Origin of the sequence: Actinophytocola sp. (assembly GCF_036555685.1) — a bacterium.
GTDB lineage: Bacteria > Actinomycetota > Actinomycetes > Mycobacteriales > Pseudonocardiaceae > Actinophytocola.
Genome location: NZ_DATBKY010000237.1, coordinates 69,248 through 82,473, shown reverse-complemented (window position 1 = coordinate 82,473; position 13,226 = coordinate 69,248). Strand labels below are relative to the sequence as shown.

Genomic DNA, 13,226 nt, shown 5'->3' with positions numbered 1-13,226 from the left:
AGAGGAGGAATGCGCAATGCACAGCCAGATCGAGATCAGGGAAACGGTGCCCGGCACCGTCTTCCTGCTGCGCCGTACCGTCCGCACGGACCGGATCGGCGAGGACATCCGCAGGGCGCTCGGTGAGATGTACACCAAGGTCAAGGCTGCCGGGCTGCATCCAGTGAGCCCGCCCAGCGTCACGTACCTCGACCACGTCGTCGCCGGCGAGCCGCTCGCGGTCGACGCGGGCGTCGCGGTCGCCCCAGGCACGGGACACGCCGAGATCGGCGACGGCGCGCGGATCGTCGGCAGGCACGCCCGTCCCGCCGCGCGGATCGTCCACCACGGCGACTACGCGGGCATCGGCGTCGCCTACCAGGAACTCGAGGAATGGACCGCACGGCACGGCTACCGGCCGGCCGGTCCGCCGACCGAGACCTATCTCGTCGGCCCGGACGTGGCTGCGGACCCGGCCGGCTACCGCACCGAGATCTGCCTGCCGGTCATCCCGTCCATCGGGCTCACGGTGCGACTCGACGAGGGGGTCGCCGCGGCCGCGCGGCGCACCCGTGAGGTCCTTGCCCACCACGGTTTCTCGATCACATTCGAGATGGACATGCGTGCCATGCTTCGTGAGCGGGTCGGCGTGGATCTCGAGGAGTATCTGGTTTTTGGCGTGTGCGCGCCGGATCTCGCGCTGCGCACGCTCGACACCGACCGGCAGGCCGGACTGCTACTGCCGTGCACCGTCGTCGTCCGGGAAGCCGGTGATGGCAGTGTGGTGGAGGCACTCGACCCCGCGGTGCTGGTGCGCGCCACCGGCCTGCCCGGCCTCGAGCCGGTGGCGAGCGACCTGCGCAAGCGCCTCGACGACGCGCTCGCATCGATTCGCGGGGAGACGGAGTGACCGGCCATGGACACGCTGAGCCCTCTGGACACGGCGTTCCTCGACGCCGAGGACGCCGACCGGCACGTCTCCATGGCGATCGCCTCCGTCGCGGTCGTCGAGGGGCCGGTGCCCGGGCACGCCGAGTTTGTCGACGCGGTCGCGCCACGGCTGCACGCGGTGCGGCGCACCCAGCAGCGGCTGCACCGCCTGCCGTTCGATCTCGGCCGGCCGGTGTGGATCGACACCGGTGCGTTCGACGCCGACTACCACATCCGCCGCACCGCGCTGCCCGCACCCGGCGACGACCTCGCGCTCTGTGCCCTCGTGGGCCGGGTGATGGGACAGCGCATGGATCGTGACCGCCCGCTGTGGGAGCTCTGGGTGATCGAGGGGCTCGCCGGCAACCGCTGGGCGATGCTCCTCAAGCTCCACCACAGCTTCGCCGACGGTGTCTCCGCCGCGCAGCTCTACAATGCTCTGTTCGACGCCCACGCCGGCCCGCCGGCCGCACCGGACCGGACCGTCGAGCAGCCGCGAGGTCTGGCCGAGTTGGTCCGTGCCGTCAGCGACCTTCCCATGAACCCCTTGGGCGGGCTACGGATGCTTGTGCCGGTGCTGCGCGCGCCCGGCGCGCTCGCGCGGCGGGCCGGCGAAGTGCTGGATGGCCTGGGCCGGATGGCCGAGGTACTCGCGCCGGTCGCCCCGTCCACACTGTCCGGACCGATCGGACAGCCGCGCCGGTATGCGGTGGCTCGTGCTTCGCTGGCGGACATGCGACGCGTCGGCGTGGCCTTCGGGGTCACCGTCAACGACGTCGCGCTCACCGCCATCAGCATGGCCTTCCGCGAGCTGCTGCAGTACCGGGGCGAACAGCCCGGTGCGCACACGATGCGCGCGCTGGTGCCGGTGTCGGTGCGTGCCGGTGACCGGCTCGACAACCAGGTGTCGGTGATGCTGCCGATGCTGCCGGTCGAGCTCGGTGACCCGGTGATGGCGCTGCGCGAGGTGCACCAGCGGATGGTCGCGCTGAAGAACGGCAACGAGGCCGCCGCGGGCCAGGCCGCCACCGACCTCGCCGGGCTCGAGCCGTCCGCGTTGATATCCCTGTTCGTCCGGCTCGCCGCCCGGTTGCCGCAGCGCAACATCGTCACCGTCACCACGAACGTGCCCGGGTCGCCGCGAGAGCTGGCGGTGGTCGGCAGGCGGATCCTCGAGATCTTCCCCTACGTGCCGATCGCCGTGCGGCTGCGCACCGGCGTGGCCGTGCTGAGCTACTGCGACCGGATCTCGTTCGGCATCACCGCCGATTTCGACTCCAGTCCAGACATCTGGCTGTTCGCGGGGGCGGTGGAGCGTGCCGTCGCCGAGCTGACGGAAGCGGCGCGCGGCAGCGCGGTACGCGCCTGAGGTTCAGTGTGAGTGGACGGCCGCCGGGACGTCGCCGCCGGCCGGCGGCCGCGCGGCGAACTCGAGAAACGCTGCGTAGGCACGTGGGCCGTAGACCGTCGCGGGCCCGCCGTTCATGAGGATCGCCACGCCGATCGCCTCCGCCGCCTCCGCCGCCGTCGCGCCTGCGCGGGCCGCGGCCCGCGCATGAGCCGCGATGCACCCGTCACACTCGTCGCTCACCGCGATGGCGAGCGCGATCAGCTCCTTGGTCTTCGCCTCCAAGGCGCCCGCGGCGAGCGCGGCGTCGTGCAGCACGGTGAAACCGGCGAACACGTCGGGGATCGCCTTGCGCAACGCGCGCGTAGGTTCCCGGAGTTCGTCCTGAACCGCCTTGCCGTACATGGCTTCTCCTTCCCGCGTCGTCGCTTGCCATCGATCAGGTGAAGATGATCTGGCCGCCCGCGGCCAGCTCGTAGAACTCGCCCACGGTGATGATGCCGGTTACCTGGTCGATGAAGTCGTCCTTGGCGAGGCCGAACAGATCGACGGAGGCCTTGCAGGCATACAGTCCCGCGCCGGTGTCCGCGATCATCTCGATGAACTCCGGGATCGGCGGGATGTCGAGCTTGTCCATCTTGCTCGCCAGGTAGTGCGTCATCACCGCGGACATGCCGGGCAGCCCGCCCGCCCAGGTGGCCAGGTGCAAGCCCGGGTTACCAACCGTCGCGAGCTTGATGTGCTCGTGGCGGGCCTTGTGGATCGCGTCCAGTCCGAAGAACGTGAAGAACAGGTTCGCGTCGATGCCCTCGGCGCGCGCACCGTTCGCCATGATCAGCGCTGGATAGACGCCGTCCAGAGATCCCTTCGAGACGATGATGGAGACCTTCTCGATCGTGTCAGCCATGACCTGTTCCTCCGTTCAGATGCAGCCGCGGGGCTTGTGGATGCCGGCGATCCGCGCGGCGAGCTTGGCCGGTCCCTTGGGAAAGAGCTGGTAGAGCTCCTTGACGCCGATCCCGGAGGTCTTGCCGAGCACCCGCACCGTGGGCCCGGTGCCCTTCTCGTCGAACTCGTGCCGCATGAACTTGATGACCTGCCAGTGCCGGTCGGTCAGCTCGTCGATGCCGGCTTCGCGGGCGATCTCCGGCGCCATGTCCTCGCGCCACTGGCCGGGATCGGTGAAGAAGCCGTCGTCGGTGACGGACACCTCGGTGCCCGCGTAGGTCCTCGTCGTCATGTCACCCTCCTTTCTGGGGTGTGGTGGGGACGTGCTTGCCTGCGGTGGGCATGGTCGCCGGGATTCCCGGGATGTCCCGGCCGGGCAGCAGGCCGTGCCAGTACAGCCACGAGAACATCAGCTTGCCGAGGTGGTTGAACCGCGACTCCCGCAGCAGCGGCAGGCCGACCGCGGTGGGGAAGTGCCCCGGCAGTGGTTCGGTCTCGTAGTTGAAGTCGATGAGCAGCGCCTTGCCGAACCCGCTCTCGATGAAGCAGTTCGTGTGACCGTCGAACCCCGCGTCCAGCGGCGCCCCGCGCAGGAACCGGACGACGTTGCCGGCGAGCACCTCACCTTCGAAATGCGTCACCGAACCCGCCTTCGACGTGGGAATCGAAGCGGCGTCGCCGACCGCGAAGATGTTCGGCCGCACCGTGGACTGCAGGGTGCGCGGGTCGGTCGGGACGAACCCCAGCGCGTCGCCCAGCCCGGGCGAACGGTCCACATAGGCCGCGCCACCGTGCAGGGGAACCGCGACCGCGAGGTCGAACGGCACCTCCCGCTCATCGAAGGACACGAACCGGCCGCCTGCCCCGTCGACCTCGCCGGTGTTGAACTCGGTCACCAGCTCGATGCCCTTCTCCTCGAGCAAGCCGCCCAGCGTGGCCGCGGCCACCGGCTTGGTGAACGCGGCGTCCAGCGGCGTCACGTAGGTCAGCTCGACCTCGTCCCGGATGCCGCGCTCCCGGAAGTACCAGTCGGCGAGGAAGCAGAACTCCAGCGGCGCCACCGGACACTTGATCGGCAGGTCCACCACGTTCACCACCAGCCGCCCGCCCGGGAACCGCGCGAGGGCCCCGGCAAGTGCCGTGGCGCCGGGCAGGTCGTAGAACGTGAACACGCGCTCGCGCCACCCCGGGCCCGTCAAGCCGTCGGTCTCGTCGGGCAGCAAACGCGCGCCCGTGGCGACCACGAGCACGTCGTAGTCCAGCGTGCCGCCGTCCGCTAGATGGACCACGTTCGCATCGACGTCCACCCCGTCCACACCTGCCGCGCGGAACCGAATGCCCGGCCGCAGCTGGCGGTTGCGCGGCCGCACCAGATCCGCGGCGTCCGCGGTGCCGAACGGCACGAACAACAAACCCGGCTGGTAGACATGGTCGTTGTCCTGGTCCACCACCGTGATGACGACGTCATCACCCAGCGCCCGCCGCAGCCGGTTCGCGACGATCGTGCCACCCGTGCCACCACCGAGGACCACAATCTTGCTCTTCACGACATCCAGCCTCGGCGCCCGGAACGAGCCCGCACAGAGAAGTTCGTCCCTGACGGACACGAACAAAAGACCCCAGACGTCGATCACCGATCGTGCTCGACGACATCCGCGAGCACCGCACGGAAGCGGGGAAACTCCTCGAACTGGGGAACGTGTCCCGAATCCGGGAACGTGATCCAGCGCTTCGTGGGCGCACGCAGCCGGGCGAACCATTCGTGGGCCGGACCGGTGCGGGCGGACAGCTCGTGCGCGCCCTGGACGAGGTAGACCGGTACCTGCAGGCTGGGCACCGACTCGCGGAAGTCGAGCTGCTGCAGCTGCGGATAGAGGACCGCACCCATGTCCGCGAGCGCCTTCTCCTTGTTGATCTTGTCGAGCGGCCCGTACTCGGGCACGCCCGTGCCGTCGAGTCCCGGCGGACGGTTGGTCTCGAAGTAGGCCGTGCGCGAGTAGGGTTCGAGCTCGTCGTAGTACCCGATCACAAACGCGTACGCGTAGACGTCCCGGTACGGCGGCGGCCCATAGCCACGCATCCGCTCGGCGAGCGCGGTGTCGCCGGTGCGCGCGGCGTGGTCGAGCAGCTGGCGGTAGAGGATCCGGTCGGTCGCGAGCTGGCTGGCCATCTGGCCCGCGCCGATGTAGGCGTGGAACAGCTCCGGGTGCCGCTGGACGGCGAGCACACCGAGCGTCGAGCCCCAGGAGTTGCCGAACAGGTAGATCTTCCCGGTGCCGAACCGGCCGGCCAGGTAGCGCGCCAGCGCCACGGTGTCGGACACCGCCTGGTCCAGGGTCCACGTGTCGGCCGGATCCAGCGCCGGATACGACACACCGGCGCCGCGCTGGTCCCAGACCGCGAAGACGAAGTCGTCCTCGAGCCCGGCCATGTACGCGCGCGTGTAGCCCAGATCGCTCTGCCCCGGGCCGCCGGCCAGGTAGAGGAGCACCGGGTTCGTCGTGCTGCGGCCACGGATCAGCACGGTCTGCTCGTGCCCGCCCAGGCGGACCTTCGCCAGCTCCGCGACGCTGCCCACGACCGGACGGCCGTCGGCAGCGAGGATCGGATCGGTGTGCCCGGGACTGGTCAGCAGCACGCCGAGGGCGACCAGCGCCGCGGTCAGCACCGCGACCACGCCGCGCCGCGCCCACCCCACCAGGCGGCGCCGCCCAGCAGGTGCCCGGTACCCGCCGGCACGCCGCGCAACGCTCGCGCCCACCGCCGCGCCGATCATCATCGGCAGCAGCTGCACGACGGCCTGGAACCCACGGCCGAGCACGAACACCAGCACACCGAGCGTCGTGGAGAGGTCCGGCCGGTCGACGGACGGGCCGTCCACCCCTATCCGGCCGAGCTCACAGCCGACCGCGAACGCCATCGGCGCAACGACGATCGCCCACCGCGACCGGCCGAGCCGGCCCGCGAGCCCACCGACCGCGAAGCCCGCGAGCATTCCGGCCACCACCTGGCCGGCCGTTATCGGACCGCGCGGCATCAGCAGCGCGGCCGCGACCCCGGACATCGCGCCGAGCGCGGCAGTCGCGGCCAACTGCCGCCAACTCGTCCCGCTCGCCGCGACGCCTGACAAGCCTTCACCGCCCAGGGCCACATCCATGTCCTCAGGTTTGCGCCGCCCCGCACCGGCGCCCAGATCCGTTCGCCCGGCGACATTGAGGACCTTCGACCTCCGGACGAAGGCCGGTACGTCCCTGTCCCCGGCCTTGCGGCGCACGTGGACTGGAGACGAACGGAGCCACAGGGAGGTATCGATGACCACCACATCGCCCCCGAAGCCGGTCACCGTCCGCCGTACCGGATACGTGTTCGGCGCGGGCGTCAATGCCGCGATGCTCGTCCTGGTCAACATCTGGCCCGGATGGGCGGCCGTGCCGTTCCTCAACGGCGACACGCCTAAGGTGCTCCTCCTCGTGAACCTCACGATCGCCGCGGGCCTGCTGACCAATCTGGTCTTATTGTTCGGTGACCCGCCCCGCCTGGTCGCGCTCGGCGGGTTGCTCACGAGCGCCCTCGGCTTCGCCGGCCTGCTGCGGATCTGGCAGGTCTTCCCGTTCGACTTCGGCGACGCGGACGTGGACTGGGCACTGATATTCAGGATCGTCCTGGTGGTCGGGATCGTCGGCACGTGCATCGGGTTCGGCGTGCAGGTCGCGACGCTGATCACCGGGTCGAGGAAGTAGGACCCGATGACCGGACAGCAGAACTCGTTCATGGGTGCCAGCGATGCGTTCTCCTGGTACCAGGAGGCAGATCCGGCGCTGCGCGCGACGATCGTCGCCGTCGTGTGGCTCAACCGGGTCCCGGACTGGGAACGGCTGGCCCGCCGCGTTGACGCCGCCACCCGGTTGGTGCCACGGCTGCGGCAGCGAGTGACAGAGCTGCCCGCTCGGCTCTCGGTGCCCCGCTGGGTGACCGACGAAGGGTTCGACCTGGGCTGGCATCTGCGCCGGGTCACCGCGCCCGCGCCGGGTGACGACGCGGCCGCACTCGAGCTCGCCCGCGTCGAGGCGATGACCGGGTTCGACCGAGCCAGACCACTGTGGACCTACACGCTCGTGGACGGGCTGTCCGGCGGCCGCGCCGCGATGATCATGAAGCTGCACCACTCGCTCACCGACGGCGTCGGAGCGGTGCGGCTCGCGCCGGTCTTGTTCGACACGTGCCGCAGACCCGCGTTCGAACCGCACCCCCACGAGGCACCGGCCGACGATCACACCTCACTCGTGCCAGCCGGCCTCGCGCACACGGCCGGGCTGTTGACCGGCATGGTGGGAAAGGCGGCTCGAGGCGTGCTGCCAACCGCGCTGCACGTGCTCAAGGATCCGCTTGGTACCGCACAGGCTGTCACCGGCACCGCCCAGTCGATCGCCGCCACGGTGGCGCCGGTGTTCGACATCCTGTCCCCCGTCATGCGCGACCGCGGCCTCGGCCGGCACCTGGACGTCGTCACGGTGGGCCTGCCGGAGCTCAAGCGCGCGGCGAAGACGGCCGGCGTCACCGTCAACGACGCCTTTCTGGCCAGCGTGACCGGCGGCATGCGCCGCTACCACGACGCACACGACAAGCACGTCGACGAGCTGCGGGTGACGATGCCGATCAGCATCCGCACCGCGACCGATGCGCTGGCGAGCAACCGGATCACCCTGATGCGCTTCCAACTGCCGGTCGCTGAGGCGGACCCGGCCCGGCGCATGGCACGAATCGGCCTGCGCTGCCGTGCGGCGCGGAACTCCCGATCGCTCCCGTTCACCGACGCGATCGCCGCGGGGCTCGACCTGCTGCCGACCGGTTTCGTCGGCGGGATGCTCAAGAACGTCGACTTCCTCGCCAGCGACGTGACCGGTGTGCCGACCAAGCTCTATCTCGCGGGTGCGAAGGTCACCGCGCAGGACGCCTTCGGTCCGACGATGGGATCCGCCGCCAACCTCACGCTTATGTCCTACGCGGGCACCTGCCGGATCGCGATCAACACCGACACCGCGGCCGTGCCCGATGCCGATGTCTTCGTCGACTGCATGCGTGCCGGGTTCGACGAGGTTCTGGCGGTCGCGCCGCCCTTCACGCCGGCGCGGGTGCTCGGCCCGTCATGACCCGCTGTTCGCGACCCGATCACGGCCGTCCGGGCCCGGCGCGCGCAGCAGCCGTTCGATGCGGGCGAGCCGGGTCTCGAGCCGGTCGAGGCGGCGTGCCAACCGACGTTCGTAGGCCTCGATCTCGCGCTCTTCCTCCTCGACCTCGCCGACAACGATCGAGGACGCGGCGATCGCCGTGACGAATGCGAGCGCGCCCACGCCGCCGAACATCAGCACGGCACCGACGGCACGGCCGATCGCGCTCAGCGGTACCACGTCGCCGTAACCCACTGTCGTGATCGTGGTCGCGGCCCACCACAACGCCACCCCCAGGTTCGGGAACACCCGCGGATCCGTGAGAGTCACGAGGACGGCCGCGAGTACGACCGCGGATGTGGTCGCGGCGGCCACCAGCCCCAGCGCCTGCGCGACACCGAGCCTGCGGCGAGAGCCGCGCAGCCGGAGCCGCGCTGTCCACCTCGGACCCGTGGTTGATCGCATCCGTCCCGACATCGCGACCTGCCTTCTTTCCCATGCAAATCTCAGGTCGGCGCGCCGGTGCGGCACAGAGCCGAAGGTCCCCGGCAGGCACCACGCAGGGCCCTGTCCGCTTCGGGTGCACGCGAGCAACATCAAGGTAGGTAGAGGCTTGTGAAGGAGTAAGGCTATGCGCAAGATCGCTGAGGTCGCGGAAGAGTTCCTGGCACACAAGAAGATCGCGGTCACCGGCGTCTCCCGCAGGCCGGCCGACCACGGTGCCAACGTCGTGTACAAGCGACTCCGCGAGCGTGGCTACGAGGTGTTCGCCATCAACCCGAACGCTGACCACGTCGAGGACGACCCCTGCTACCACGACCTCAAATCCGTTCCTGGTGGCGTCGAGGCGGTGGTCATCGGGACGCGCCCCGAGCACGCCGAGGAGACGATGCGGGAGTGCGTCGAGCTCGGTATCCGCCACGTGTGGATGCACCGGCTGTTCGGCGCGGGCAGCGTGTCGGCCGACGCCACCGAGTACGGCAGGCAGCACGGCGTCACGGTCATCGACGGCGGCTGCCCGCTGATGTTCCCGCCCACCTCGGACGGAGGTCACCGGGTCATGCGGTGGTTCTGCTCAGCGAGAGGCAACCTGCCCAGGAGGGTCTGATGAACCGCGCCGTGCTGGCGCTGCTGCGGTCCCCGCTCGGCCGGGTCATCGGCCGGCGGATCTGTGGCCTGCGCCTCCGTGGCCGGGTCAGCGGACGGATCGTCGAGCTACCCGTCGAGTACGTCCGCGCCGATCGCCGGCTCGTGGTGCTCGCCGGGCATGGTGCGGCCAAGCGGTGGTGGCGAAACTTCCGCACGCCGCGGCGCGTCGACGTCCTGATCGACGGGCGCTGGCACGCCGCGACCGGCACCGCGGTGCTGCCCGGCGGTGCGGGACGTGCGGCGGTGCTCGCGCGCTACCGTTCGGCACACCCCCGGGTTCCTGCGGGCACGACCGATCCGCTCGTCGTGATCGACCTCGAGCAGGTGCTGCCCGTCCCGGAGATGTCCTTGTGGACGCGCTGGTTCGCGAACGTCACGGTCGGCGAGTGCGCCGGCTTCGCCGTTCCCGCCACCGTCGGCGCGCTGACCGTCCACGCGCCAGCGGCCGCAGTCGCGCCACTGCTCGTGGTGGCCGGCGCTGTCGAGGGCGCGGTGCTGGGCGGGTTCCAGGCCCGCGTGCTCAGGCAGGTTCTGCCCGGCCTGCCGATCGTCCGCTGGACGGCGATGACGGCTGCCGCAGCAGCGCTCGCATGGCTGGTCGGTCTCGTGCCGACCGTCGCCGGCGACTGGCTGTCGGGTCTCCCGCCGGCTGTGCTCGTGCCGGCCGTCGCCATCGCCGCCACGGTGCTGCTCGGCTCGATCGGCACCGCGCAGTGGACCGTCCTACGTGATCACGCGACGGGCGCCGGCCGGTGGATCTGGGGGACGGCGGTGGCGTGGCTGGCCGCGCTCGGCGTCTTCTTCGCGGTCACCATGCCGTTGTGGCATCCGGACCAGGGTGTCGTCACCGTAGTGCTCATCGGTGTCCTCGGTGGACTGCTGATGGCGGCTACGGTCGCCGCGCTCACCGGACTTCTCCTCGTTCGGATCGTGGAGGTCGGTCCACATGACAACCCATCCCGCGACACCGCCGCTGTCTTCGGGTGACCAACCGGAAGAGGCCAGCGCCACGAGGAAGCCGTCCTTCTGGCACTACGGCCTGTACTTCGTCGTCACGCTCGCGTCGCTCGGCACGCTCGCGTGGGTACCGATCGCAGACGCCGCGACGCGACTTCGCCGGCGGTGGCTGTTCGGGCTGGCCATGGTCTACGCGCTGGCCGGCACCGCGGAGGCGATCCTGTACCTCGCCTCCGTCGACACCGCGGTCACCGCGCTCCTGATGGTGCTGCTCGTGGTCTCCGGCGTCGTCGTGCAGGTCTTCCTCGTGCGCGAGCTGCAGCGCACCGAGACGAGGCAGCCTCAGCCATCCACGCGCGTCAGCACCGGCCGGTAGATCCACACCGCCACGGCGAGGAAGAGCACCGACACCCCACCGAGCAGTGCTGTCTGTCCGGCGGAGGAGTACGGGTCGTCGTTGACCACCATCGCCAGGCCCATCGCCGCCACCGACGGTGGGACCAGGGCGAACCAGCCCAGCACGGCGTACAGCGCCGTCCGGGCCGCTCGAGCGCCACGGATCAGGGCCACGCCGGCGACGGCGGTCCCGGGCACGACGACGCCGAGGTCGAGCAGGACGATCGTCCAGTAGAACGCGGGCGACCCGGCGAACTCCCCCGCGATGGGCGAACCGGTCCCGGCGAGCACACCGGCATAACGACTCGCGACGAAGGCCGCCAGCGCCAGCAGGAACACGCCGTACCAGCGCTCCCGGACACGGGTGAGTGTCGGCAGGCCGGCGCTGTCGGTTCCCGTCCAGGCGACAAGCGCCACGGCTGCGCCGAGGCTGAAGACCCCGACGTGGAACAGGACCGTGAGGTTGTACGACCGGTACTGCGGACCGAGGACATACTGCGCGAACATGTACGCGGTGTACGCCGCCGGACCGAACCCGAGCACCCCGGCCGCGCGGTGGCCGCGCAGGGCGAGGATCCCGGCGACGGCGCTCAGGGGCGCCACGAGCAGAACGGAGACGAGCTCGAGCCCGATCAGCTGGTTGCGCACGGTCTCGGCGATCGGATAGCCGATGACGCCGGTGGCGAGCGGCCCGAGCACGCTGTTGAGCACGAGCACGCCCGCGAGCACGAAGAGCAGGATGCCGAGAGTGCGGTGCGGCGCGGCTTGCGATGCCCGCGTCCGGTCGGGTGCGGTGTGGACGTCATGCGTCACGGCGGGCCTCCTCGGTATGGGCGGTCAACGAGTCGAGATCTCGCTGAAGTCCGGCGGTGAACGTCGCGATGTCGGGGCAGGCGGCCGCGTCGGCCACGACGGTCAGGTTGAGCTGACCCGCGTAGGACAGCGCACCGACGCCGAGCGTCACGTTGCCGATGAGCGGTACCAAGGGGAACAGCTCGAGCACCGGCACGCCCGCGAACGTCAGGGGTTCCCGTGGTCCGGGCACGTTGGCGACGTACGTGTTCGCCCATCGCTGGCGCGCGAGCAGTGGCAGGAACGCCCGCTGCACGAAGCCGGTGCGGAACAGCGAGCCACCGGACGGACGGCGGAACCCGCGCCGCAGGGCCGTGTCGGCGGCGATCGAGCGCAGGCGCTCCGCCGGGTCGGGAACACCGACGGGCAACGGCACGATCATGAGCGCGTCCGCGTTTCCGCGGCGTAGCGCCGGCTGACTCCGGTGCAGCGCGACCGGGACGTAGGTCCGGAGCACGACCCCGTCCACGGGCTCCCCGCGCGACCGCAGCAGGTCGCGCAGCCCACCGGTGATCACCGCCAGCACGACGTCGTTCACGGTCCCGCCGTGGGTGTGGGCCGAAGCCCTCGTCGCGCGCAGGCGGCCGCGCACGACGGTCAGCGTGCGGCCCGGGCCGAGCGGACGGTTCAGGCTCGTTCGCGGAGCCTTCTCCCCCACGACCTCGCGCAGTGCGGGCCACCCTTCCCGCACCGCTCGCACCGTCCGTACGGGATGCGCGGCCGCGGCCGCAGCGCGGGCCAGAGCCGCGCCGTGACCGCGAAGGTTGTCCGCCAGCAGTTCGCGTGTCGAGGGCAGTGGGGCGGCGGGCTGCGCGTCGGCCGGGCCGGCGCCGAGCAAAGTGGCCAATGTGGACACACCGCCGATGCCGTCGGTGATCGCGTGATGAACCCGGATGAAGCATCCGATCCGCCCGTCACCGAGTCCGGTGAACAGCCAGATCTGCCAGAGCGGCCGGGCCCGGTCCATCGGCCGCCTGCGGATCCGTTCCACCGCCGCGAGCAGATCCGCCTCGCCGGACAGGTCGACGACTCGCACGTGTCGATCCAGGTCCACGTCGGGCGCGTCGACCCACAACGGCCGGCCCAGCCCGCGCCGCGGGGTGTGGACCACCTGGCGAAACCGTGGCACGACCGGCAGGCGGGCGCCGATCGCCCGGCGCAGCATCTCGATGTGAACCCGTCCGTCGGCGCCGACCAGGGTGCGGCCGTCGAGGATGCCGATCACGCCGATGTCCTGCGGCCATCCGAAGTCCTCGGGCCACAACATGCTCAGGTCCGCTGCGCTCAACCGCTCCATGACGGTCCTCCTTCGACCCGTGCCCGGACGCCGTGCAGCATCGATCTCGACATCAGCGCATCGGCCGGGACGACGAGTGCCCACGCCGCCGCGACGAGCCACCATGGTGCGCAGCACGCGTCGCGCGGAGCACGAGGTGATGCCACGGAGCCAGCCGATCTGCGCCAGCCATGGCCGATTCGCTCGGGCGAGAGCCGTGACC

General features: G+C 70.7%; 15 protein-coding genes. 7 read left to right on the top strand and 8 right to left on the bottom strand.

Translation table 11 applies throughout. From position 1 onward, the window contains the following. Window positions 1-16: 16 nt before the first annotated feature. Complete coding sequence (locus VH969_RS23595; protein WP_331977809.1) at window positions 17-889, top strand: DUF302 domain-containing protein; 873 nt, start codon at window positions 17-19, stop codon at window positions 887-889. A 6-nt stretch (window positions 890-895) separates the two neighbouring features. Beyond that, window positions 896-2,278, top strand: coding sequence for a wax ester/triacylglycerol synthase family O-acyltransferase (locus tag VH969_RS23590; protein ID WP_331977807.1), 1,383 nt, complete (start codon window positions 896-898; stop codon window positions 2,276-2,278). A 3-nt stretch (window positions 2,279-2,281) separates the two neighbouring features. Here the strand turns inward: VH969_RS23590 and VH969_RS23585 are convergent, their stop codons facing one another. The 5 genes from VH969_RS23585 to VH969_RS23565 all read right to left on the bottom strand — a co-directional run bounded on the left by VH969_RS23585 (window position 2,282) and on the right by VH969_RS23565 (window position 6,296). Then, window positions 2,282-2,662: a carboxymuconolactone decarboxylase family protein gene (locus VH969_RS23585; protein WP_331977805.1), complete on the bottom strand. Its 381-nt coding sequence runs from the start codon at window positions 2,660-2,662 to the stop codon at window positions 2,282-2,284. Window positions 2,663-2,696: 34 nt separating this feature from the next. Continuing rightward, a complete protein-coding gene (locus tag VH969_RS23580) occupies window positions 2,697-3,164 on the bottom strand; it encodes a DsrE/DsrF/DrsH-like family protein (RefSeq protein WP_331977803.1) in 468 nt (155 codons plus the stop codon). Between the two features lie 15 nt (window positions 3,165-3,179). Then, the gene (locus tag VH969_RS23575; protein WP_331977801.1) at window positions 3,180-3,497 is read right to left on the bottom strand and encodes a TusE/DsrC/DsvC family sulfur relay protein; all 318 of its coding nucleotides are present in this window, start codon (window positions 3,495-3,497) and stop codon (window positions 3,180-3,182) included. Between the two features lies 1 nt (window position 3,498). Next, window positions 3,499-4,752 carry a type III sulfide quinone reductase, selenoprotein subtype gene (sqr, locus tag VH969_RS23570; RefSeq protein ID WP_331977799.1) on the bottom strand — a complete coding sequence of 418 codons (1,254 nt, stop codon included), beginning with the start codon at window positions 4,750-4,752 and terminating at the stop codon, window positions 3,499-3,501. Window positions 4,753-4,835: 83 nt separating this feature from the next. Continuing rightward, a complete protein-coding gene (locus VH969_RS23565; RefSeq protein ID WP_331977797.1) occupies window positions 4,836-6,296 on the bottom strand; it encodes an alpha/beta fold hydrolase in 1,461 nt (486 codons plus the stop codon). Between the two features lie 220 nt (window positions 6,297-6,516). On the opposite strand from VH969_RS23565, the gene VH969_RS23560 reads away from it, so the two are divergent. Further along, window positions 6,517-6,945 (top strand): hypothetical protein, encoded by a 429-nt coding sequence (locus VH969_RS23560; RefSeq protein WP_331977795.1) that lies wholly within the window; start codon window positions 6,517-6,519, stop codon window positions 6,943-6,945. A 6-nt stretch (window positions 6,946-6,951) separates the two neighbouring features. Further along, window positions 6,952-8,355 (top strand): wax ester/triacylglycerol synthase domain-containing protein, encoded by a 1,404-nt coding sequence (locus VH969_RS23555; protein WP_331977793.1) that lies wholly within the window; start codon window positions 6,952-6,954, stop codon window positions 8,353-8,355. On the opposite strand, the gene VH969_RS23550 is transcribed toward VH969_RS23555, so the two are convergent. After that, window positions 8,350-8,838: a potassium channel family protein gene (locus tag VH969_RS23550; protein WP_331977791.1), complete on the bottom strand. Its 489-nt coding sequence runs from the start codon at window positions 8,836-8,838 to the stop codon at window positions 8,350-8,352. The two genes, VH969_RS23555 and VH969_RS23550, sit on opposite strands and share 6 nt — an antisense overlap. A 166-nt stretch (window positions 8,839-9,004) precedes the next feature. Here VH969_RS23550 and VH969_RS23545 point away from each other — a divergent pair, with 166 nt between their 5' ends. Genes VH969_RS23545 through VH969_RS23535 form a run of 3 tightly spaced genes read left to right on the top strand, consistent with a single transcriptional unit; the run spans window position 9,005 to window position 10,855 of the window. After that, window positions 9,005-9,481: a CoA-binding protein gene (locus VH969_RS23545; RefSeq protein WP_331977788.1), complete on the top strand. Its 477-nt coding sequence runs from the start codon at window positions 9,005-9,007 to the stop codon at window positions 9,479-9,481. After that, window positions 9,481-10,509: a nitroreductase/quinone reductase family protein gene (locus VH969_RS23540; protein ID WP_331977786.1), complete on the top strand. Its 1,029-nt coding sequence runs from the start codon at window positions 9,481-9,483 to the stop codon at window positions 10,507-10,509. The genes VH969_RS23545 and VH969_RS23540 overlap by 1 nt, the downstream gene beginning before the upstream one ends. After that, a complete protein-coding gene (locus VH969_RS23535) occupies window positions 10,469-10,855 on the top strand; it encodes a hypothetical protein (protein ID WP_331977784.1) in 387 nt (128 codons plus the stop codon). The genes VH969_RS23540 and VH969_RS23535 overlap by 41 nt, the downstream gene beginning before the upstream one ends. Here the strand turns inward: VH969_RS23535 and VH969_RS23530 are convergent. Continuing rightward, window positions 10,822-11,688, bottom strand: coding sequence for a hypothetical protein (locus VH969_RS23530; RefSeq protein WP_331977782.1), 867 nt, complete (start codon window positions 11,686-11,688; stop codon window positions 10,822-10,824). The two genes, VH969_RS23535 and VH969_RS23530, sit on opposite strands and share 34 nt — an antisense overlap. Next, window positions 11,678-13,024: a wax ester/triacylglycerol synthase family O-acyltransferase gene (locus VH969_RS23525; protein WP_331977780.1), complete on the bottom strand. Its 1,347-nt coding sequence runs from the start codon at window positions 13,022-13,024 to the stop codon at window positions 11,678-11,680. The genes VH969_RS23530 and VH969_RS23525 overlap by 11 nt, the downstream gene beginning before the upstream one ends. Window positions 13,025-13,226 lie beyond the last annotated feature (202 nt).